24 protein-coding genes are annotated in these 23,014 nt (G+C 40.9%); 16 read left to right on the top strand and 8 right to left on the bottom strand.

What is annotated here, in order from left to right:
• Positions 1–50: 50 nt before the first annotated feature.
• Positions 51–314, bottom strand: a complete 264-nt coding sequence (locus tag BV902_RS28255; RefSeq protein WP_237241810.1) for a DUF418 domain-containing protein — start codon at positions 312–314, stop codon at positions 51–53.
• Complete coding sequence (locus BV902_RS23855; RefSeq protein WP_237241812.1) at positions 311–1,243, bottom strand: DUF5009 domain-containing protein; 933 nt, start codon at positions 1,241–1,243, stop codon at positions 311–313. The genes BV902_RS28255 and BV902_RS23855 overlap by 4 nt, the downstream gene beginning before the upstream one ends.
• A 553-nt stretch (positions 1,244–1,796) precedes the next feature.
• On the opposite strand from BV902_RS23855, the gene BV902_RS23860 reads away from it, so the two are divergent.
• Together BV902_RS23860 and BV902_RS23865 are read left to right on the top strand one after the other, a co-directional pair.
• On the top strand, positions 1,797–2,300 hold the full coding sequence (locus tag BV902_RS23860) for a GNAT family N-acetyltransferase (RefSeq protein ID WP_075994058.1): 504 nt from the start codon (positions 1,797–1,799) through the stop codon (positions 2,298–2,300).
• An 81-nt stretch (positions 2,301–2,381) separates the two neighbouring features.
• Positions 2,382–2,825 (top strand): hypothetical protein, encoded by a 444-nt coding sequence (locus BV902_RS23865; RefSeq protein ID WP_157626209.1) that lies wholly within the window; start codon positions 2,382–2,384, stop codon positions 2,823–2,825.
• Between the two features lie 61 nt (positions 2,826–2,886).
• On the opposite strand, the gene BV902_RS23870 is transcribed toward BV902_RS23865, so the two are convergent.
• Entirely contained in the window at positions 2,887–3,705 is an 819-nt protein-coding gene (locus BV902_RS23870; protein ID WP_075994060.1) for a universal stress protein, read from the bottom strand.
• A 117-nt stretch (positions 3,706–3,822) separates the two neighbouring features.
• Positions 3,823–4,710, bottom strand: coding sequence for a sugar phosphate isomerase/epimerase family protein (locus BV902_RS23875; RefSeq protein WP_075994061.1), 888 nt, complete (start codon positions 4,708–4,710; stop codon positions 3,823–3,825).
• A 264-nt stretch (positions 4,711–4,974) separates the two neighbouring features.
• Between BV902_RS23875 and BV902_RS23880 the strand changes: the two genes are divergently transcribed.
• Entirely contained in the window at positions 4,975–5,157 is a 183-nt protein-coding gene (locus BV902_RS23880; protein WP_075994062.1) for a hypothetical protein, read from the top strand.
• 481 nt (positions 5,158–5,638) lie between these two features.
• A complete protein-coding gene (locus BV902_RS23885; RefSeq protein WP_075994063.1) occupies positions 5,639–6,112 on the top strand; it encodes a helix-turn-helix domain-containing protein in 474 nt (157 codons plus the stop codon).
• Between the two features lie 8 nt (positions 6,113–6,120).
• Here the strand turns inward: BV902_RS23885 and BV902_RS23890 are convergent, their stop codons facing one another.
• The 3 genes from BV902_RS23890 to BV902_RS23900 form a co-directional block, all read right to left on the bottom strand.
• On the bottom strand, positions 6,121–7,176 hold the full coding sequence (locus tag BV902_RS23890; protein WP_157626211.1) for a fatty acid desaturase: 1,056 nt from the start codon (positions 7,174–7,176) through the stop codon (positions 6,121–6,123).
• Positions 7,177–7,637: 461 nt separating this feature from the next.
• On the bottom strand, positions 7,638–8,048 hold the full coding sequence (locus BV902_RS23895; protein WP_075994065.1) for a hypothetical protein: 411 nt from the start codon (positions 8,046–8,048) through the stop codon (positions 7,638–7,640).
• 230 nt (positions 8,049–8,278) lie between these two features.
• Positions 8,279–10,141, bottom strand: a complete 1,863-nt coding sequence (locus BV902_RS23900) for a vWA domain-containing protein (RefSeq protein ID WP_075994066.1) — start codon at positions 10,139–10,141, stop codon at positions 8,279–8,281.
• An 81-nt stretch (positions 10,142–10,222) separates the two neighbouring features.
• On the opposite strand from BV902_RS23900, the gene BV902_RS23905 reads away from it, so the two are divergent.
• The 5 genes from BV902_RS23905 (at position 10,223) to BV902_RS23925 (ending at position 15,677) form a co-directional block, all read left to right on the top strand.
• A complete protein-coding gene (locus tag BV902_RS23905; RefSeq protein WP_075994067.1) occupies positions 10,223–10,801 on the top strand; it encodes an RNA polymerase sigma factor in 579 nt (192 codons plus the stop codon).
• Entirely contained in the window at positions 10,788–12,059 is a 1,272-nt protein-coding gene (locus BV902_RS23910; RefSeq protein WP_075994068.1) for a TonB family protein, read from the top strand. Before BV902_RS23905 ends, BV902_RS23910 begins: the two co-directional genes overlap by 14 nt.
• A gap of 180 nt (positions 12,060–12,239) precedes the next feature.
• A complete protein-coding gene (locus BV902_RS23915; RefSeq protein WP_075994069.1) occupies positions 12,240–14,210 on the top strand; it encodes a transglutaminase domain-containing protein in 1,971 nt (656 codons plus the stop codon).
• 392 nt (positions 14,211–14,602) lie between these two features.
• Positions 14,603–15,154 (top strand): dihydrofolate reductase family protein, encoded by a 552-nt coding sequence (locus tag BV902_RS23920; protein WP_075994070.1) that lies wholly within the window; start codon positions 14,603–14,605, stop codon positions 15,152–15,154.
• Positions 15,144–15,677: a MepB family protein gene (locus tag BV902_RS23925; protein WP_083663754.1), complete on the top strand. Its 534-nt coding sequence runs from the start codon at positions 15,144–15,146 to the stop codon at positions 15,675–15,677. Before BV902_RS23920 ends, BV902_RS23925 begins: the two co-directional genes overlap by 11 nt.
• On the opposite strand, the gene BV902_RS23930 is transcribed toward BV902_RS23925, so the two are convergent.
• Positions 15,674–17,158, bottom strand: coding sequence for an aminotransferase-like domain-containing protein (locus BV902_RS23930; RefSeq protein ID WP_075994071.1), 1,485 nt, complete (start codon positions 17,156–17,158; stop codon positions 15,674–15,676). The genes BV902_RS23925 and BV902_RS23930 overlap by 4 nt on opposite strands.
• Positions 17,159–17,301: 143 nt before the next feature.
• On the opposite strand from BV902_RS23930, the gene bioB reads away from it, so the two are divergent.
• From bioB to bioD, 7 genes are read left to right on the top strand one after another with little or no spacing between them, the layout of a single operon-like run.
• The gene (gene bioB / locus BV902_RS23935) at positions 17,302–18,381 is read left to right on the top strand and encodes a biotin synthase BioB (RefSeq protein ID WP_075994072.1); all 1,080 of its coding nucleotides are present in this window, start codon (positions 17,302–17,304) and stop codon (positions 18,379–18,381) included.
• Between the two features lie 23 nt (positions 18,382–18,404).
• Positions 18,405–19,706, top strand: a complete 1,302-nt coding sequence (bioA, locus tag BV902_RS23940) for an adenosylmethionine--8-amino-7-oxononanoate transaminase (protein WP_083663755.1) — start codon at positions 18,405–18,407, stop codon at positions 19,704–19,706.
• A complete protein-coding gene (locus tag BV902_RS23945; RefSeq protein ID WP_075994073.1) occupies positions 19,703–20,863 on the top strand; it encodes an 8-amino-7-oxononanoate synthase in 1,161 nt (386 codons plus the stop codon). The genes bioA and BV902_RS23945 overlap by 4 nt, the downstream gene beginning before the upstream one ends.
• On the top strand, positions 20,860–21,558 hold the full coding sequence (locus BV902_RS23950) for a DUF452 family protein (RefSeq protein WP_075994074.1): 699 nt from the start codon (positions 20,860–20,862) through the stop codon (positions 21,556–21,558). Before BV902_RS23945 ends, BV902_RS23950 begins: the two co-directional genes overlap by 4 nt.
• 5 nt (positions 21,559–21,563) lie before the next feature.
• The gene (locus tag BV902_RS27880) at positions 21,564–21,785 is read left to right on the top strand and encodes a hypothetical protein (protein ID WP_216640407.1); all 222 of its coding nucleotides are present in this window, start codon (positions 21,564–21,566) and stop codon (positions 21,783–21,785) included.
• Positions 21,772–22,323, top strand: a complete 552-nt coding sequence (locus tag BV902_RS23955) for a methyltransferase domain-containing protein (protein ID WP_216640408.1) — start codon at positions 21,772–21,774, stop codon at positions 22,321–22,323. Before BV902_RS27880 ends, BV902_RS23955 begins: the two co-directional genes overlap by 14 nt.
• 47 nt (positions 22,324–22,370) lie before the next feature.
• A complete protein-coding gene (gene bioD, locus BV902_RS23960) occupies positions 22,371–23,003 on the top strand; it encodes a dethiobiotin synthase (RefSeq protein WP_075994075.1) in 633 nt (210 codons plus the stop codon).
• Positions 23,004–23,014: the final 11 nt, after the last annotated feature.

Consider the following 23,014-nt stretch of genomic DNA (forward strand, 5'->3'; position numbering starts at 1 on the left):
GTCCTAAAATATAATCCGTAAAGCATTCACATTTGATGCTTACTCGCTAACTAAAGTTTCAGATAAATATGTAGCTTCTTTAGCAAGATTGCATACCACAACATGGCTAAAGCCCAAAACAATGAACCGGCAATAGCTAAGCTCATATAATCAGATTGCTTATAAAAGAACAGTGGAAGATGAAACCCCCAACAGACAAAGTAAATCAGATCAGGAGCAAGATAGGTCGTTAATGAATTCTTTCCGGCCTCCTCAAACAATCTTATCCCGCGATGGTAGCCTTTCACATCAATGAAATAATAAAGTGGTATCAAAAGCAATACACTAATCCCGCAACAAACCAATGCCCAACTTGGCGTACCATGATTTTGGATAAAATAAACCAAAAACGCAATACAAAACCTGCAACTAGCCAAATCAAACCAATAACCAGCAAAAAACGCAACAATACCCTTGGATTTGCCGCATAACGTTTCATAAGCATCCCTATGATTGTTCCAGACAACACAATACAGGGTATATTCCCAGCTAGAAGAACATGTAAATATCTTCCGACACCAGGGAATTCAACTTTAAATCCCATTTGGCTCAGCATATTGAGTACCAAAAACACCAACCATCCACATACAACCACAATTATCTTTCCCCTGCTCAATAAGAAAATAGAAGCCGAGGCAAAATATCCCCATCCTATCAACCCTAAAATCCCCCACCACCCTACTTCCAAGCCTTTTCCATCCGACGCTTTGAAAATATACAGGAGATAAATAATCCCCATAATACCAACTGCACGCAGCCCCTTATAAATGGACTGATATTGCATGTCTTTTGGATAATGATTCCAAATCAGAAAAACGAATACATACAGCAGTCCCAACCACAACAAATGTGACATCCCCGTCAGCTGTGGATCAACTCGCGAACCATTCAGTATCAATACACCAATAAGCAATAAACTTAATGTTCTGATCAGCATATGAACAAAAATGACCGTTGTCGATGAACCTATCTTTTCCCTGGCCGCAACAGCATAAGGCACTGCCATTCCAACCATAAAAAGAAATCCCGGAAATACCCAATCCGCCAATCCCATTCCGTCCTCATCTGCTTCCGAATGAACCAGCCATTTAGGTACACCTGGAATAAACAAGTCGTTGACAAATAACATCAAGAACAGCGTGAAACCACGCATAACATCCATTGAACGGATTCGGATTTTAGGTACAGCTTGCAATGCGTTCATAATTGATTCGTTGTATTCAAAAAAGTAGCTAACAGCATGGCTGCTAGCCAATCTCTTCCCTAGATCCTTCTTAGATAATTTTTTAGTGATTTTATGGCGACCGGAACTCGGTGAAAAATTCCTGTTTAGAAAAGTTCCTGTATAACTAAACGAAAAGACAAGCTATTTCGCTAAGATCTATCATCAATAACGCTGATGTCTCTTCGTTGAATGATCTAAGATGAGAAAAAAATAACACTATGTAGTGAAATATTTGTTCAAATTAGTGTAAATTTCACTCATAAAATACAGAAATCGTGTAATTTACCCCTGTGATCGATATAAACCAGCCAGAAACACAACAAGAAATGTCTCACATGTATGAATTGTTACCTTTATGAAGGGTAATTGTATTGCATATAAAAAGCAATTTATCTAAGTTTGACAAAAACAGATTTAATATAAAGCCGATCTTCATGAAATTCATTCTTTTTATCTGCTTGTTATTCGCAACACAGGCTATCTTCGGGCAGCATATCAGAGTCGTCCAAACAACAATTAAACAGTACAAACCATGAATCAATTAAAATTTCGCGACGCAGCACAACATGATTTACCACGCATAGTAGAAATATACAACTCTACAATAGCCTCCCGCATGGTTACTGCAGACACTGCCCCAGTATCTGTTGCCAGTAGACAAAAATGGTTTGACGAACATAACGCTTCGAAAAGACCCCTGTGGCTGATAGAAGATGAAAATAACCAGATACTTGGATGGGTAAGTTTCCAATCTTTCTATGGTCGTCCAGCTTATGACGCAACAGTAGAAATCAGTATCTATTTGGATGAACAGCAGCGTGGCCGAGGCCTGGGTAAACAGATTCTCCAGTACTGCATTGATAAAGCTCCAGATTTAGGCGTACATACCTTATTGGGATTTATCTTTGCACACAATCTTCCAAGCATTGCATTATTTGAAAAAATGGGTTTCAAGGAATGGGCTAACTTACCCAATATAGCAACCTTAGATCAGGAAGAACGTAGTCTAAAAATATTAGGTATACGAATTAAATAATAGCATGACTACCTAAGCTGTCGCCAAAAATAAAATTGTTAAATTAAAGTATTAACTTGATAAGATCTATAATTCGGTAATATGAAACATTTAATCCAATTCTCCTTGATGTTGATTGCTTATGTATTTATTTTTTCCAGCCCCCTGTTGGCACAAAATCCAGACCGTACTAAAACTATCCCGATCGCAAGTGATTCGGCATACAGCAAGATAATACAAGTGCTTCAGGATGGTGGTTATTTTATTGTACAGCTCGATCGGCCTTCGGGATTTATTCAAACCAGTACATATCTTGAAAACAATAATCTCCTAAGCAATAAAGAAGGAGAAAAATTAATTTTCAACTTCCTGATCAGCCCTTTACAAGCTAAAAGATCAAAAATAGTTCTAAATATATTTTCAATACAAAGGCGTAAAGGCGGGAGTTTTGACGCACCTAATTATTATGATGAAGATAAGGGAATCGTCCGGAACAATAAAGCCTACCAGCAAATTTGGGATAAGATACTCCCTCTATTTCAATAAGTACAATCAAGATAAAGCCCAGTTGATCTCAGCTCACCTGGGCTTTTATAGTTAAAAAGAATTAGATCGAGATTGTCAGCAAAGGAACATCCAGCCCCGAGGCCATCATACGCGTCTTACTTCGATGGGTCAATGAGCTCCAAAAACCGTACCTATAGGGGATCATAACCAACAGATCCGTACTGCTTTCTTTTACCTCGTCCCGGATAGCTTTTACGACCTCATTGGACGTTACATTTTTGTAGTAATAACTTACGATTCCCATCACGTCGTTGATGGTTTCCCTTGTTTCTTTTCCTTTTTCCTCATTTAGCTGCTCCACTGTTTTACGAATGTTGAGTACCTCCAGTACCGCACCAAACTCAGCGGCAAAACCCTTTACTTTTTCAAGAATTTCCTTTTGCACACCACGAACAATATCACAGGCAAAAAGAATATGCTCCAGACCCGTAAATTTTGCGCCGAGCGGAACTGAAAGGATTGGTATTTTTAACTTACTAATGGCTGCCGTGGTCGTATTGCCAAGCATATCTTGATCAAAGGAACGTTTGGCCATTCCCATCACCAACAAATCGGCATTCGTCTCATGGATGCACTTGGTAATCTGGTCATAAAACAAGCCTGCTGCCAGATATGGAATAGTCAAAACACCACTTTCGGCAGTAATAGCCTCGGCTTTACGTCGTAAAACCTTACTTTGATGTTCAAAAATTTTGAACATAGAATCGGGAGAAAGTCGAGCGTTCATCGCATGTATGGAAGGATTTTGAAGAGAAAATAAAACGAGCTCGTATTCTTTTCCCGCGAAAACTTCCATAATAAACTTTAAGGCATGTTCGGCCTCTTCAGCGTAGTCTGTAGCAACAATAATCCGTTTCATATGGTCTAATTTAATCCAATAAAAAATCCCTTTTTATTACATTCAAGTTAACGAAAAATAATAAATCTATCAAACGGAGAATTGTCTCAACTGGGTCAATTTTCTCCCGATTTCCGGCTATTTTAAGTAGCTAGCCTTTACAAAAGAAGCTTTTTTTAGATAATCAATGCTTTGTTGTAAACCGGTGTAAATATCGTTACGTGTTTCTTCCAGCTCAACAAAAATATATTGCAGGCCAACAACTTTTGAATTGTTAAAAATTGCATCAAAACCGACCATACCACTTTGACCAATCTCACGGTGGTCCTTAATGTGCAAAGCCTTGAATCTGCCGGCGTATTTATTGAAATAATCAACAGGACTAACTTGTCCCATTACGGCCCAATACACATCCATCTCGAAAAATACATTCTCAGGATTTGTATGCTCTATCATATAATCGTACATCACTTTATCTTCCACTTTTCTAAACTCATGTGAGTGATTGTGGTATCCGTATACGATTCCCTGCTGACGGCATTTCGCACCCACAGCATCAAGGTAGCGACATTGTGTTTCCAGATCCTTAAGTGTTTTAGGCACATCCATCCAAGGCGTAACAATATATTTCATTCCCGCCGCTTTATGAGTAGCAATACATTCGTCCCACCATTTTAGCGATTCCGTAAAATCTCCAGAAGCTAGCTCCTTGTCTGATAAAGTCTTCGTTGCGTGTGATGAAATTACTTTCATTCCAGCTTTTTCTACTTTTGCCTTAAACTCTTGTGGACTCAAGTTATATAATTTACCATCCTTGTATCCAGCGGCTTCCACTCCTGTATAACCCAATGCTGAGATCTTTTGTAGAATCTGGTCGAAATTCGGGTTTTTCCCGATTTCTTCACGTACAGAATATAACTGTAGACCAATTTCCTTTTTTGCAGCTTTCTGTTGTGCAAATGTTGGACTAACAGCCAACATCATACATCCAGCTACCAATGTTCCGATAAGAGTTCTTCTTTTCATTTAGTGCTCAATTATTTATTATAGACTTCGTTCAACGCAAAATTATTTGTAAACGCAGGGTTTACAGGTTGTTTAGGTTTATCGCGTTAAATATAGCCGCAATGTATGCAAATACTCGAAAAAACACAATGCTTTACCGTTTTATTTATTCACATCGCGCACTCAGTGCCACAAAACAGGTCTTTTATATGAATTAAAAATTGGCCTAACTCAACGATTTACAGTCCACCGCTGTTCTACTTATGATAACAAACAAATTGAATCATGGAAAATAAATATGACATCCCCGAGCATAACGACCAAAAACAGGAGGAGAAATTACCTGATGTTGCCATTGAGGAAAAAGATGATGAACCCGCTGGACGAAATTTAAAACGTACACTTATCATCGCAGTCTGTGTATTGATCGTATTTTATCTGATTTATTATTTTATGAGTGGACGATAATGTGCAACTCACCACAGCTCCGGCGGAACTTGACGGATTCTTGGAAACCGAAGCTGGGCAAGCCGACTTGTTTCGCCATACACGATTTGGTAGAAACTGACCATAGAATTGGCCATCGTGCTGACGTGCGATGTCATTTACCTTAGCTCCGGTGGAACTTGACGGATTCTTGGAAACCGAAGCCAGGCAAATTGACATTTTTCTCTTACAGTATCTTGTTTTTCATATGCCTATGTCCCATTAAGATAGCGAACTATCGTTAAGGTTATTTACATAGGTTGGAGATATAAGGTGTGCTAGTAGTCACTCTAAAGATTCAGTTCTGGCACTCATTCAAAATCAACCTAGACTTTCATGAAATGATTCTTATCACCGATTAAAAACATCTGTTATAACAAATATAAAACAAAAAAGAATAAATGCAAATTTTTAAACAAAAAAATAAACTATATTTTGCGCAAATTGTCATTCATTTCGTTGCATGACGGATGAAGACAAAGCATTACTGGAAACAATTGGTTTACGCTTTCGCGCGAAACGAAATGATCTATATTATTCACTGCGGGATCTATCCCATCTAACGGGCATTTCTACAGGAACACTCAATGGCATAGAAAAGGGAAAAGACTTAACGCTCACAAATTTTTTAACCTTATGTCGTAGCCTGGAAATTCAACCAACGATATTTTTTCAGCATGATATTGTCTTTAATTCTCCTTACTCCCTACCTCCCGATGCACAGGAAAGAATCACGCTAAGCAAAAAACTGGATGACCTCGTCTATCATTCGGATTTTTTCTACTCAGCACGACGTGTTTCGGAGGTATTGGTCCAATTGGGTATTGACAAGAGCCAAAGCAATAAATTCTCTGTTTACCTATCAAACTATTGTGAAGAAGGAACTCTTGTCTATCAGCAGCACGGTAACTATAAAACCTATCGTAAAAAAAGGTAAAAAAATTATTAAACTTTTTTGTTGGAAAGTTCACGAAAACGGTTTGCCCTCCTAAATGTTCCCAAATCATTAAAACGAACCCCATACTTCCGTAAGATTTCTTGTGCCTTCTTACGACCCATATGACGTACGTAAAATGTTTCATTGACAACAAAATGATGGATGCTATGTGTCCAGCCAAAAAAGAAACAAAACAATTGCATCGGAAAAGTCCACCAAACTGTCAATACCTGCGTTTGCTCAATAACATTTCCAGCTTCGACATCGCCAAAATAATGCATGTTTGACGTAATAAAATGTAAACAAAATTGGCGTAATAAGTTTGGTAATAGAATAACATAAATAATCCAATGCAGACTTATCAACATGTTATCAACATAATGTGGAAAACTCAAATCCACCCCAAAAACCTCTCTTAACCAATCAAATAATAGGTCTGCAAAGAAGAAATATAAGATCACATGTGCAAAAATTGTTACTGGAACAATGCTTAAAAACATAATCCGTTTTAGTTTTGAAGAAGTCTCCAATTTTAGATTCCCATTTTTCACCTCTTTGTCCATATCATTAAACATACGATGCAGCCGAAAGAGCCCGCCCAATACAACATCGGCCGTTGTTACCAAACGTTTGATCGACCATTGCTCGCCATTCGTCACACTGCGTTCCTCAACATCATGTAATGTACCCGAAAATTTATGATGATGATGATGCAAGGTCCTGCGTATCCAGGGATTGACAGTCAATGGGCGTAATATCCATACACTAAAAAGCATAAAATGATGAACCACTTTTTGTCTTTTAAAATAAAGCCAGTGAATCAGATCATGTTCTATTTCATGTAAAACACCCATAAAAAAGGCATTACTGACAATCATAAGCCAAGCCGGAACAAGAGCGCGAGACCAAGCTATCGATACAACAACAATGGCCAGGATCGCTAGTGCAAATATGGCCATTCCGATACTGTTCTGACTTTTTAAGATAGGGTACATTCCTTTAAGCTGTTGATAGGAAAGATTTATTTCCCTCCTAATCTGGCTCGACTTTTCCTGATGTCTCAATTCGATGTGATTTTATCGGTAAAATAAGGATTTTTTCGCAGACATCTAAGCAGCTGACGGGACTAATCGAAGCATGAATAGCAGCTATCTCGGAAATATAAGCTTGGAAAGAGGATAAAGGCACTCCAGGGAAACAAATTCATCAACAGGAGAAATAAAACCATTCGAAAATAAGCACACAACACACTTAATTACAATAAGATAACAACATTTTAACCCTGAATTCATGTAAACACCTTAAATTAGTATAAACGATGTGATTTACAATCGATGGTTTCAACAGCCACATCAATTTCGGCCATGAAGCCAATCGTCTTTATATCTAGTAGGCATTTGGTTACCCCCTCAGCAATCCTCAACACATATCCATGTGCAAGCCCTACTACTTTCTCTATTCAGTTCGGCAAGCTCATACCTTGCCGAACATTCTATTACCCATCGGATCAGCCCCACCATGTGACTTAACTGCCAAAAGGATCTGTCTTTTTTTCGGTTTTTACGATTTTAATCAGATGCTCCAACGCATTTTTCAGACGTTTGGCATCCTCTTCCGTTTGGATTGCCCATAAAATTTCATCCGTACTTGGCGAGGACTTAAATCGAATTTGATAACCAGATTTTACTCTTGCGATGACAAGTACATCTGATTTGGCAATATCACTTCGAAAATGCTGGCCACTGGAAAGAAAGACTGTTAACACCTTCCCGTCTACCGTCACCGTATCAATTTTTGTATCCTTATAATGGTAAGCAACCTTATATAGCTTATTAATATAGGCCATGGTCTGTTGTTTATTCAAGCTCGCATTTTGGGCTACCGACGGTACTGTAATACCAATAGCCAAAAGAAAGCACAAGAAAAAATTCTTCATTTATCTAGCATTTTTTATTTCCTTACACCGCAACAACGTATCGCTCAGATTGTACTTGCTTACCACATATCACGTAACGACAATCAGCAGAAGCAAAATACGTTCCTTTTATTGATGACCAAAAATATAGATTTTATTTACTTTTTTGGCTATTGTCCCACAAACTAAACTATTTCCAGCAGCAGCATTTCGATTGCTGCTACTGAAAATCCTTATTTAGTCATTTTTATTTATTCTTTCGATCTCGATAAATCCCGGGCATTTTCTGCAATACGGATAAATTCAGCACGATAACCTTCCTCATCTTTGCCTTTAGAAGCTTTTGCTCGCGCTATGAGCTGATCAAAATTGGCCTTTTGCTTAAAATCAGAATCACGAAGTAATAGACCTAGTTCCGCTACCGCTGTTACGAATCGTAAATCTTCACTCACACTGTTCAATTCCGTAACAGAAGTTCCGACCACCTTTTGCTGCAACTTGCTTTTCTCCCCTTCAGGCTCCTTATACCGAAATTTAACTGTTGCCAGTTCAGCATTTCTCCGTCCGGCTGCCTGATCCGCTTGCTGTTGATATTTTAAGGGATCTACCGTTCCGATCCCCCCCGACTCTACACCGACAGGTACAATTTCATATAAGGCTGTCACCACATGTCCTACGCCCATATCACCACCCATCTTTTGATCATTATTAAAATCCTCAGCCTCCAACAAGCGGTTTTCGTATCCCACTAAACGGTATGCCTGCACATAACTGGGATTAAATTCGACCTGAATCTTGACATCTTTAGCAACGGTAAACAAAGTTCCCCCAAATTCGGTTACCATCGCTTTTCGTGCCTCAGAAATATTGTCTATATAGGCATAATTCCCATGCCCTTTGTCGGCAAGGATTTCCATCTTACTGTCCTTCAGATTTCCCATGCCATACCCCAATACTGTGAGGAAAACCCCCGATTTACTTTCTTTGGAAATTAATTCTTCCATCGATTCGTCACTACTCTCCCCAACATTGAAATCGCCGTCACTGGCCAAAATGATCCGGTTGTTTCCTCCTTTAATAAATTGTTGCTTCGCAATTTCATAAGCCTTCTTAATTCCTGCAGCACCAGCAGTACTTCCACCGGCTTCCAGCTCCTCAATAGCCGATTTTATTTTCATCTTTTCATCACCAGGCGTACTCTCCAGTTTTACCCCTGCCGATCCAGCATAGGTCACAATGGCTACATGGTCCACAGCACGAAGCTGATCGACCAACATTTTCAACGAAGCTTTCACCAAAGGTAGACGCCCCGGTCCCATCATTGACCTCGACACATCGATCAAAAACACCAAATTGGAAGCTTTAAGATTCTCCGTCGGAATATCTTTCGCCTTTAACGTGACGCGCATAAGCTGATGCGTTGTATTCCAGGGTGCCTTCGTCAATTCGGTGACGATATTTACAGGTTCACCATTTTTAGGTCCAGCCACTTGATACTGAAAGTAATTGATCATCTCTTCAACCCGTACTGCGTCTTTTTCAGGCAGAGTTCCCGAATTGATAAATCGACGCACATTACTATAGGAAGCAGCATCAACATCGGCTGCAAAGGTCGATAAAGGCTCTTTACGTGGATTGATAAAGCTATTTTCCTTCAACTTTTGATAAGATTCTTGGTTCTGATTGGGCACATACGCCGTTCCTCTAATATACAAACCCGATACTTGCCCAGACAAAGCTGCATTAACATTCATCACCGATGCCGTCTGACGCTTCGCCTTGTGCTCATATCCGGTCACCACAACCTCATCCAGCGCATTATTTTGCTGCACCAACGCCACATCAACCTTTGACCGATGGTTGACCGCTATCCGCTGCTCAAGATATCCGATATAACTAAAAATCAAGATGTTTTTACCATCAAGGACTTGAATACGATAGTTTCCCTTGTCATCGGTCTGCACATGTGCTTTGGTTGCAGCATTGTTCACCTGTACCCCCACAATTGCCATTCCTGTATTCGCATCGACAACCTTCCCCCTAACCTCATATCCTTGCTTGGCATATCCGCCTAAGGATAGCAACAAGCCTATTACAAAAAGTATTGCTCTCATATCTTTTACATTTTTGCCAAGGGATGCCTCAAATATTAAATTTCCATAAACCAGAAAAAAAAAATATTTTTAACCAATAAAATGTTCGCATTCAAGTCGTCAAAAATAGATACAGCACAAGACCACGAGCTCTTGCTGCACTACCAGGAGTCTAAGGAGCTCCAGGTATTGGGTGATCTATACCAACGACATACGGAGATGGTATACTATGTTTGCTTACGGTATCTCCAAGATTCCGAATTGAGTAAAGATGCTGTCATGAATATCTTTGAAGAATTAATACACAAAGTCAACAAACAAGAAATCAAGGACTTCCCAAGGTGGCTTTATGTATTAAGCAAGAACCATTGTCTGATGTATTTGAGGTCTCAAAAGAACAAAACTCAAATTTCTTTGGATGAATTTGTGAAATTTCCGGGAGACATGCATCAGTATGAACAATATGATGAAAAAGAAGAACAGCTAACAGCCATGGAAGGCTGTCTGGGAAAATTACCAGACAAACAGCAACAGTCGGTTAGACTCTTCTTTTTGGAGGAAAAATGTTACAAAGAGATTAGTGAATCTACCGGTTATAGCTTGAACGAAGTAAAAAGCTATATTCAGAATGGAAAACGGAATTTAAAAAATTGCATGGAGGCTTGGAATGAGCAACAGTAATTACGACATAGCATACTTAAAGAAATACGTCAACGGCGAACTATCTCCTACGGAGATGTATGCGCTTGAACGGGAGGCGCAACGTGACCCCATGTTGGCGGATATTCTTATAGGTATTGAAATGGATCAGAATAAAACCGTACTTACAACAATCAACAACCAAATTGCACAACGTGTTCAGAAAGATAATACCGCTAAAATAACGGTCTTTGATTGGAAGAGACTTGCCATCGCCGCAGCGGCAGTGATCGTGTTGGGGATTGGTCTCCTCCTTTACCGTCAACAGGACAAAAATTCATCCGAAGCGAGGCGTACCGCTGAAGTAAGTATTACGCAGGCAAAACCCAAAACAAAGGTTACAGCAGCAGATTCTATCATTCCTTCAGATGATATTGCATCAAAAATAGGATCTCAAGATCATTCCCCACAATTAGCAGATAATAACAGACCGCGGCTTCATGAACAGCACCCACTGGAAGAGGTGACCGTTTTATCACAGGAACCCTCCCTACGTGTAAAATCACTGGAAGAAATGAAGGAAGGTCTCAATAATGATCGCCCTGTATTTGGATTAAGACCTACAGACAGTACAATTGTTATCGGTTATGCGCCAATGGCAAAGAAAAAAGATGCTTCCCAAACGATTATGATTCGAGGAACCTCAAGTTTAAACAATGCACTTGCAGGCAGAGCTCCAGGTATTTCGATCCCACAACAACAAGGTACACCGCTACAACTTACAATTCGGGACAAAGAGACAGGCTTACCTATTTCGGGAGTGACAATCATTCAACCCAATAGCAAGTTTGCGACGAATACCGACGCACAGGGTCAAGCTACCATCCAACCCAGTACAATGGATTCACTCGTCGACATCATGGCGCTGGGCTACAATTCTGTTGCATTGAATATGCGTCGCAGCAAAAATACAACGATCAAACTGCAACCTTCCGGCGCCACACTTGATGAAGTCGTCGTCACAACGATGTCTTCACGCAAATCAAAGAGTGCCGAACCTATCTGGGGCTGGAGATCGTTCAACAATTATATCAAGAAAAAAACAGCTAAAAGTCGTTATGAGGGCACTGTCCGTTTAAGCTTCTATATCGATAAAGATGGACTCCCAACAAATATCAGCGTTCTCCAAAGTGCAAATGATTACCTCGATGCCAAAGCCAAAGAGATTCTACTTTCGGGACCAAAATGGAAAGGGGAAGACTACCGCTATGTCACGTTAAGCTTCGAATTCACCTTGTAAGGATGCGATCTGAACACATCCTATCTAATTACAACACAAGTTTATCTCGCTATCGGGACAAATAAGCAATCGCAATTGATCGATCCATTTATCTTTTCAACCAATTTAATTTATAAGGGTTTGGATTTAAAATTATTTCATACTTTAGTGTTATAATTCTTAACCATACAGTCATTTTTTATGAAAAGTTTTTTCACTGGCCTCCTCCTGCTTAGTGGTGTATACCTACAAGCGCAAGATTTTTCGTTCGGTAAAATAAAAAAGGAAGATTTTGCCATTACTGTTGACAAAATAGATACAGCAGCAAATGCCTTTGTCTTACGCGAATATGGATCAGCCGAAGTAAGTTATGATAAAAACAAAGGTCCGGTTGTTCAATTTTTCAGACACGTCCGCATTAAAATATTAAATAAGGAAGCTTATAATTACGCTAATTTCAGTATCCCTTTATATAAAAGCGGCAACGACCGGGAAGTCCTTATGGACATCAAGGGAGCGTCCTATCACCTCGTCGGAGATAAGGTTGTAGAAACAGAGATGACGAAAGCGAATATTTTTAACGAAAACGCCTCAGAAAACTATGCGGTAACGAAAGCGGCCATTCCGCAGGTCCAAGAAGGTACAATTATTGAATACCGCTACCGCACAGAATCGCCATTTATTTTTAACTTAAATGCCTGGGAATTTCAGGAAGATCTCCCAAAACTTTATAGCCAATACGTCACGCGTATCCCCGAAGTTTTTCATTATAAAGCCAATTTAAAGGGGGGACTAGCCGTCAGTGACCGGAAGGTAGAAAATTACAACACAGGCCTGGATTCTCAAGTTGGAGAAGTTTTAGGCAATAAAACCACCTATACCATGGAAAATATTCCGGCTTTCCATACCGAAGATTACATGACCTCTTCTAAAAATTTTAGGTCAATCATTTTCTTTGAGCTTGGTCGGTATAGCATTCCAATGGGACCGACAAAAGACTTCTCGCTCACATGGGAAAATGTCAGAGATAAACTCGTACAGGACGAAAGTTTTGGTGGACAGATAAAGCGAAAAACGGCATTGAAGGAGTTCATTGAACCGGTATTGCAGGATTCAAAAGATGACCTGGAGAAAGCGGTACGACTGTATACCTACTTCCAGAAACAAATAAAATGGAATAACCGCCATTCGATCTACGCAAAAAATATCAAAGAAGCCATCGAAAAAAGAACAGGCAATAGCGCCGATATTAACCTTGGACTGGTCAATGCCTTACGTTATGCGAAACTAGATGCCATCCCTGTTATTTTATCGACACGTGAGAATGGCTATGCAGGGCTCTATGCACCAGCGATATCAGAGTTCAACCATGTCATTGCCCAGGTAAAAATAGGTGAAAACTACTACCTGCTGGATGCGACCTCTCCCTATGAGATGTTTGGAAATATTCCAATGAAATGTGTCAACTTTCAGGGAAGATCAATTCCCCTGGAAGGCGAATCTGACTGGGTAAAGCTCGAGGCAAATCTTGCATCTACTTACAGTAACTTCTTCTACGGTGAACTGTCGGAAGATGGTGCATTAAAAGGAAAATGGATTACCTCACGTAACGGTTACGGTGCTTCCAAAATGCGTGAACGCCTTCAAGGAAGTAATTCTGAAGAAGAATTCTACGAAAAAATAGATGAAGAAAACAATCGCATCAAAATCAATAGTTTTAAAGTATCGAATCGGGAATCTCTTGACAAACCACTAACGGAGGAGTTTGAAATTGAGATTAAGAATTTTGCAACCCTGCAAAATGAACAACTTCTATTCAATCCTTATATTGACACCAAAATGTCCAAGAATCCCTTCAACCTAACTGAGCGGAATTATCCGATCGACTTTGGTTCTTTAGTCCAAGAAGAGTGCTACATTGAAATCAAACTACCAAAAGGCTATGCATATCCAACGGAAGGAAAGTTAAAAAATATCAGTATGGCTCTTCCTGAACGTGCGGCCCGATATATTTTCAAAATCAATAATACAACACCGGATGTTCTGATAATAGAATCTGCAACACAATTAAACAAACCCTTGTTTATGCCGGAAGAGTATTTTGATTTAAAAGAGTTTTTCAGCCGAATCATCCAGGCAGAAAAATTAGATGTTGTACTCAAAAAAATATAACAATATCGCTTAACACAAATTTCATTTTATATTGACGATTAGCTTAAATAAGGATGATAACTTTGAATATCAAAAAAATAGTAAAATGATTAAAGATTCAGATTTATTCGAACTAGAGAATACCTTCCTTGGTGAAGGTTTCGAATTAGATGGTGATGATATTATCACCGATGAAGACTAGGTCTTCACTTTTTTAGCAAGTATTATTCCCCTTATATAATCTCAAAGCCCAGACATTCTTTGCTGGGCTTTTTCTTTGCTCCGTTGTTCGGCAATTTGGCCAAAACTTATTATTTCTCTATCTTTATGTCATCCTGACAATCCGCCGTTGAGCTAACCCAGCTTCTATTTTTACAGGAACGCAAGTAACAGGTTTAAATCAAATAACACACATGAGAAAAATAATATTGGATCTGGCCATGACCCTAGATGGCTTTATCGAAGGCTCACAGGGAGAGGTTGACTGGTGCATTATGGATGATGACATGGATTTCGATGGCTTTTTGGCTTCGGTCGATACCATCTTTTATGGCCGGGTAAGCTATGATGCCTGGGGTAATTTCCAGCCGCACGCTAAGGCCGATGAAACAGAAATAAATCTTTGGAAAAATGTCCATGCGAAGAAAAAATATGTTTTTTCTAGTCAGGCAAGGCAAGATGAAAACGCTACCTTCATCCAGACTGAGATCACTAAACAAGTTCAGGAAATAAAAGCACAGCCCGGAAAGGATATTTGGCTATATGGTGGAGCGCGTCTAATTAAAACATTCATTCAAGCTAACCTTGTTGACATCTATCGCATTTCCGTTCACCCTATTGCCCTGGGAAGTGGCAAGCCTTTATTCGAAAACTTACCTGAACGACTATCCCTAAAACTTGTTCAAAGCGTCACATTCAAATCGGGAGTTGTTCAGTTAATCTATACCCCCCAACATGAATCTTAACCATCAGGCAACCCCACAGATCGCTGATGATATGATCAGGAAAGTGATAGATCAACTCGAAAGCATACTTATGCTTCGTTGCTCTAGCCTATCACAAGATCAAACAGGCAGAGCCTATTATGGTTTTAATTTTCAACTGGGCAACAAAAACTTCAAATTTAGAAAGGCCAAGATAACACCAAAAAAAGTAGGATTATTCGTTGCTCTTTGGAAACGTGACAGCGATGGTCAGACCATTCCCTTTACTGCAGATGATCCTTTCGATTATTACCTTATTTTGGTTGAGCAAGACCAGCATTGCGGCCTATTTGTCTTTCCAAAACAGGCGTTAGTTGAACATACAATCCTCACAGCGGGTTCTCAAATGGGCAAACGCGGATTCCGTATTTATCCAGATTGGAGCATGCCAACGAACAAACAGGCTACCAAAAGTAAACAATGGCAGCACACATACTTTGTGGATTTCTGTGGTCCCCACCAAGAAGCCAAAAACAAATTGACCCATATACTGCAAAGCAGCTAGTCGATATTTTCGACCAAATCAGCATAAGCTGCACGCAACAAAGAAATTGCCGCCACCATACTTTGTTCGTCAAGATGAGCAAACCCCAACCGCAATGCAGTGACCGTTTTATTTTGATAAAGGCAATTACTCGGCAACAAAAGTCCCTGCGACCGCACTTTCTCTTGCAAGGCTGTCAGCGAAACAACCTTATTAAACTGTATCCAAAAGGCCAGTCCCGAGGCCGGGACGTCAAACCTGATTTTATCTTCAAAATGCCGTAACAGCAATTGTGCAAACAATTCTTTTCGCTCAGCAATTGTTTTCTGAAATTTACGCTGATACCGGAAGATATCACCCTGGTGGATAATCTCGCCCAATGTCTTCTCGATCATAAAATTCGGCTTTCCGAAGATGTTCAAATACTTTTTTCCCTCTTCCAACAGATCCTGAGGTGCGATCAAAAAATTCATTTGGAAACCAGGGTCAAAGAAACTACCGAAAGCACCTGTATAAATCACACGGTTGCCGCCATTTTTCCGGAAAAGTGATTCACCTTTCTCCTTAAAAAAGGAAGACTCAAAATCCACATCATCCTCAATAATGATAAAGTTATACTGCTCGGCCAACTGTAACAGTTGAATTTTCCTTCGCTCGGAAAGGCTAACCGTCGTTGGATACTGACACCTGGTATTGAGGTAAACACACCTGATTTCTCCGGGTCTAAATTGATCTCCGATCTTATCTACAATCATCCCCTCCGCATCTACGGGAATGGTTTTTAGCTTGGCCCCAGCTTGATTAAAGATCATGTTAGGTAGAAAATAACTTAAATTTTCCACCAACACAATATCGTCGGGCCGGATCAATAATCGGGATAAAATTGAAAAAATCTGCTCCCTGCTGGCAATCGGCAACAAGAAATTCCGGGAAAGATGAAATCCTCTTGTTAAATTCAGATAATAGCTTAACTGATCCCTAAAAAACAAATTTCCCTCAGTCGTCGTCGGAAAGTCATCACTTTTCTTTTTCCGTTTCACCATGGATGCATAAAAACGCACTAGTTCCTCCGCTCCAATGACATTATAATCAGGTGTTCCGTCCGTAAAATAGTACCTTTCGGGAACCTCTGAAATAGGCATATCCAATATGAGTTCCTTCCTAAAAAAGTAAGGCGCAAAATCAGGTGGCTGTCTAAATGCTTCAATCGCCGACCCGGACGTACCGATAAGCTCGGGATTTTTCACAAAAGTCCCGCGATTAGCCAAAATTTTCACCCAGCCCTGTTCCTGCAATTCCGCTAAAGCGGCTACAATGGTTTTTCGATGCACGTTCAGTTCTTCAGCAATTTTCCGGCTTCCGGGCAACAGATCTCCATCTTCCAATAGATTTCGCTTGACGGCATGGATAAATTGATAAACGATCTGTAGATAGATGGCATCTTCCTTCCGGCGATCTATCTTAATAATGGAATGAAAACCTATACTAACCGGACTACTCATTATGTTTATTTCGGACTACCAAAGTTATCATTTAAACTATAATCTTTGCAATCATCATGAAAAAATAATCGCATTGAATTGCTAAATCCGAATGGTCATTAAGTAAAATAGATTTGATTTTAGCATAAAAACTTAGCATTAATATGGAAACAAAACCAAAATGGACGCAGGAAGAAGTTGTCGCTTTATACAACAAACCAATTATGGACCTGCTTTATGAAGCGGCATCGATACATCGGAAATATCACGACCCCAACAAAGTACAAGTATCCACATTGATATCCATAAAAACAGGTGGGTGCCCCGAAGACTGCGCCTATTGTCCCCAGGCCGCACGTTACCATACGAACGTAAAATCGGAAGGCTTAATGAGTGTAGAGCAGGTAAAAGAGCAGGCACTGGCGGCCAAAGCTGGAGGTAGCTCAAGGATCTGTATGGGGGCCGCCTGGCGCAATGTTAAAGATGGTCCTGAGTTTGACCATGTCCTTGATATGGTCCGAACACTGAATAGACTTGACATGGAAGTCTGCTGCACGCTAGGAATGCTGACCGAAAACCAAGCACAACGCCTTTCAGAAGCTGGACTATACGCCTACAACCACAACCTCGATTCCTCTGCCGATTACTATAAGGAAATTATCTCGACCAGAAGCTATGACGATCGCCTTCAAACAATCGAAAATGTACGTAAAACAAACATAACCGTATGTAGTGGTGGTATTATTGGGATGGGAGAAAGTATAGACGACCGTGCCGCGATGTTGATCACACTTGCTTCACTCATTCCACAACCCGAATCGGTACCGATCAATGCGCTCGTTCCTGTAAGCGGTACTCCAATGGAGGTCATGGAAACAGTTTCGATATGGGAAATGGTACGCATGGTGGCTACAGCCCGAATTTTATTGCCCACCACACAAGTTCGCCTTTCTGCAGGACGTACCAACATGAGTACAGAGGGACAAGCGTTATGTTTTTTCGCGGGAGCCAATTCGATTTTCTCAGGCGACAAACTCCTCACCACGCCCAATCCCGACGTCAACGAAGATATGGACATGTTTAAAACATTAGGTTTGGTAGCCCAACAGCCTTTCGAGAAAAGAAATCAACCCGAAACCATCGCAACTGAGATGACACATTACCATGATCTTGGTGAAAGACCAAAATGGTCAAGACCCGAACATAAAATCCAGCGCAACATCGCTAAGCAGCAAAACAAATAACAAAAATAATTCGGCAGACCATCATGGAAAGAGAAGAAATCAACCAACACGACCTTATCGACGATTTTGATAAAAAGCATCTATGGCATCCGTATACCACCATGACAAATCCCTTACCTGCCTACAAGGTTAAACGGGCAGATGGTTGTATAATCGAGTTGGAAAATGGACAGCAGCTTATAGATGGTATGTCCTCTTGGTGGTGCGCCATCCATGGCTACAATCACCCCGTCCTTAACGCTGCGGTCACAACACAGCTCAGTAGCATGTCACACATGATGTTTGGTGGACTTACGCACGAACCAGCAATTGCTCTCGGTAAAATACTGCTTGACATCACCCCTACTTCACTCAACAAAATATTTTATGCCGATTCGGGTTCTGTTGCGGTAGAAGTTGCACTTAAAATGGCTATTCAATACTGGGTCTCACAAAAAAAGACCAATAAGAAAAACTTTGTCACGATTCGTTCGGGGTACCATGGTGATACCTGGAACGCGATGTCGGTCTGTGACCCCATTACTGGCATGCACCGCATCTTTGACAATGCTTTACCCAAACGCTATTTTGCCCCTGCCCCAAAAATAGCGTTTGAGCAAGAATGGGATGCCAATGACATCAAACCCTTGGCAGACCTGATCTGCTCACACAAGGACGAATTGGCCGCTCTCATCCTTGAACCTATCGTCCAGGGAGCCGGTGGCATGCGTTTTTACCATCCGGAGTACTTGCGTCAGGCAGCACATCTCTGCAAAGAAAATCAACTTCTTTTAATCTTTGATGAGATTGCTACCGGATTTGGGCGCACGGGCAAGCTCTTTGCCTGGGAGCATGCCGGAATAGTGCCCGATATCATGTGTATCGGCAAAGCCTTGACCGGTGGCTACATGACGCTATCCGCCGTGATCACCTCAGATCATGTTGCGAATACAATCTCCAACGGTACACCAGGTACGTTTATGCACGGGCCAACTTTTATGGCAAACCCCTTGGCTTGCGCAGTAGCCCACGCTTCCATCAAATTACTATTGGCAACGGACTGGAAAGCGAAAGTAACGTTAATCGAAGAACAATTGAGACGGGAACTTAGCGCTGCAACAGCGCTGCCCCAAGTCGAAGAGCTCAGAATTCTAGGTGCAATTGCAGTCATCGAGATGAAAAACTCCGTCGATCTCTCCAGCATACAACAGCGGTTTATCGAAGAGGGAATTTGGGTAAGGCCATTCGGAAAACTGATTTATATCATGCCCCCTTTTATCATAAATGAAGGTGAGCTTCACAAGTTAACACAGGCATTGCTAGCCGTAATCAGCACAGTCCAATGATTGAAAATAGTCTAATCCAGCGCATTGAAGATGAATTATTCGCCCTTGAAAAACAAGGGAATAAACGAAAACTTCTCCTTATCACACAACAGGATAACACAGCACAGGAGCATGTTAAAGAGCATTACAACCTCTCATCGAACGATTATCTTGGACTTGCGACAGATCAGATACTTCGTCAAGAATTCCTAAACTCGGTGACAAAGGATAATGCTGTATTCAGCGCTTCCTCTTCGCGTCTACTCACAGGAAACCATGCACGCTATACGCAATTGGAAACAAAGCTGTGCCGAATGTTCGGTACGGAGAGTGCATTGGTCTTTAACAGCGGCTACCACATGAATGTAGGCATACTTCCTGCAGTTTGTGATACACAGACATTAATTCTCGCCGATAAGGGTGTGCACGCAAGCCTAATTGATGGCATCCGACTATCCAATGCGGCCTGCTACAGGTACCGGCATTCCGATTATACGCACTTAACGCAATTATTGACAAAATATGCCCATCGCTTCACATGCGTCATCATCGTTACAGAAAGTATTTTTAGCATGGATGGTGATTGCACGGACCTCAACTATCTGGTCAGTCTAAAACAACGTTTCCCCAATACCTTACTTTATGTCGATGAAGCTCACGCCGTAGGGGTACGCGGAATACAGGGACTTGGCTGCGCAGAAGAACAGCAATGTATTGCCGATATTGATTTCCTGACAGGTACCTTCGGAAAAGCTTTAGCATCGGTTGGTGGCTACCTGCTATGTAAGGAACCAATCCGAAATTATTTGATCAATAAGGCACGTACGCTACTTTTTACAACAGCGCTGCCACCAATCAATCTATTATGGACTGTGTTTGTTTTGGAACGCTTAAGTGACTTTACAGACCGGCGCCAACAGCTGCACAAAAATAGCCTATTGCTCAAACAGCAAATAATTGCCAAAGGCTTTAATTGTCCGTCAGAGAGTCATATTTTACCGGTCATTATCGGTAATAACAAGGAAACGGTACTGAAAGCAGAAGACCTGCAGCGAAAGGGATTTTACGTGCTTCCCATACGCCCGCCCACGGTACCAGAAGGAACATCAAGAATCCGAATTTCATTGACAGCAACAATGACATCGTCCATGATCGAACAACTTGCAGCAAGCTTATGATACTTAAAAGAATCGCTCCTAAAAGAGTCACTCCGATCGATAATTTGCCAGGGCAGCATCTTCAGCCAAAATCCAACGAAAAACTACTGTTATTCTTTGCAGGCTGGGGCATGGATGAACATCCTTTTTTGCACTATTCCCCATTCGGCAAAGATCTTATTGTTGCCCATAGCTATACGGATTTACTGTTGGACAAAAGTCTACTGGCAGGCTACCAGGAAATTGAGATTTTCGCCTGGTCTATGGGAGTATGGGCGGCATCAATGGTACTGCCCGAACTTCAAAACAGCAATTACCCCATCAGCACATGTACTGCAATCAATGGAACACCATTTCCAATAGATGACGAAAAAGGAATTCCTAGCCAGTTATTTAAAGGAACATTGGATACACTGAGCAATAAAACGTTAGAAAAATTCAGGTTACGCATGTGTGGTTCCAAGACCCTTTTCAACTACTTTCTTGAAAGAGCCCCCCAACGCAACATCGAAGACCTCCGTTCAGAGCTCATCGCGATTGAAAAAACAGCTGGTGCAAAATCAGCAGCGGCATTCCAATGGCATCAGATATATATAGGCAAAGAAGATCGAATCTTCAACTTAGAGAATCAAAAACGCGCCTGGCCCGGTACTGCATATACGATAATCGATGCTACTCATTATCCCGAACAATTATTTAAGCACCTTTTAAGATGATCATCATGATGGACAAACAAAGGATTAGGTCCCGTTTCGCTAAAGCGGCATCTAACTATCAGTCGGCAGCGATCGCTCAATACGAAATAGCAAAAAAAATGATCAGGTTGATGCAGGAGAACATACAGCTAAGACCGCAAAAAGTATTGGAAATTGGCTGCGGAACAGGTTTTTTTTTCGCGGTTAATCCTACAGCATATCAAACCAAAAAAAATGGTTTTAAATGATATCTGTCCAGAAATGATGCCTGAAGTAATGGATATCTTGACATCGTCGCACACGTTCATCTGTGCTGATGCAGAAACTTATGCTTTCCCCAAAGACATCAATCTAATCGCGTCCTGTTCTACGATTCAGTGGTTCAACAATCCTCGCGCTTTCTTTGAAAGCTGCTATGGATCCCTTCCGGATTCCGGTATCCTTGCCTTCAGCACTTTTGGACATGACAATATGCACGAGATCAATGCAACGGCACATGTTGGACTAACATATCGATCTAAATCGGAACTTATCGCAGAACTTTTAGCGTTGAATTATAAGATCCTCGTTGCACAAGAAGAACATTTAAAACTACACTTTGAAAGCCCACTACAAGTTCTTGTTCACCTGAAACAAACCGGGGTAACGGGAATAAAAAATCACCGGTGGACAAAAGGCACACTTCGGGCTTTCTGTGATAAGTATACATCGCACTATGGGACAGAAGAGGGCGTTTCCCTAACCTACCATCCCATCTATATTATTGCAATAAAAAGCAACAGCTGAGCACTTCAATTACAAACAGTCGAACAACCTACAAAAGAAATACAGCAATGAATGAAAATATCTATTTTGTTTCCGGCATAGATACCGGGATAGGAAAAAGTTATGCAACTGGCCTCCTCGCGAAACAATGGAATACAAGCGGTATACGCACCATTACCCAAAAGCTTGTACAAACTGGAAATACAACTATTTCCGAAGACATCGTCCTCCATCGCCAACTCATGGAAATCCCATTAACGGCAGAAGATCATCAGAAAATCACGATGCCAGAGATTTTCACCTACCCCGCCTCCCCCCATCTAGCAGCACGCCTGGATAATCGTGAAATTGACTTTAAAAAGATCAGACAAGCTAGCATAACATTAAGCCAACGCTACGACGCTGTACTTATTGAGGGTGCAGGTGGGTTGATGGTTCCACTAAGAGAAGATTATCTGATTATCGATTACATCCAAGAAATGCAGTATCCGCTTATTTTTGTCACCTCCGGAAAATTAGGGAGTATCAATCATACCTTACTTAGTCTGGAAGCGATCACCAAGCGCAGGATCAATCTACATACCGTTGTTTACAATACATTCCCTGTTCATAAAGACCGCACGATAAGTACTGATACGGAGTTGTATCTTCGTCGTTATATAGAAACAAACTATCCGGAGACCTTATTTGTTTGCTTGTAAATAAGGTCAAG

It is taken from the genome of Sphingobacterium sp. B29 (assembly GCF_001952815.1).
Classification (GTDB): domain Bacteria; phylum Bacteroidota; class Bacteroidia; order Sphingobacteriales; family Sphingobacteriaceae; genus Sphingobacterium; species Sphingobacterium siyangense.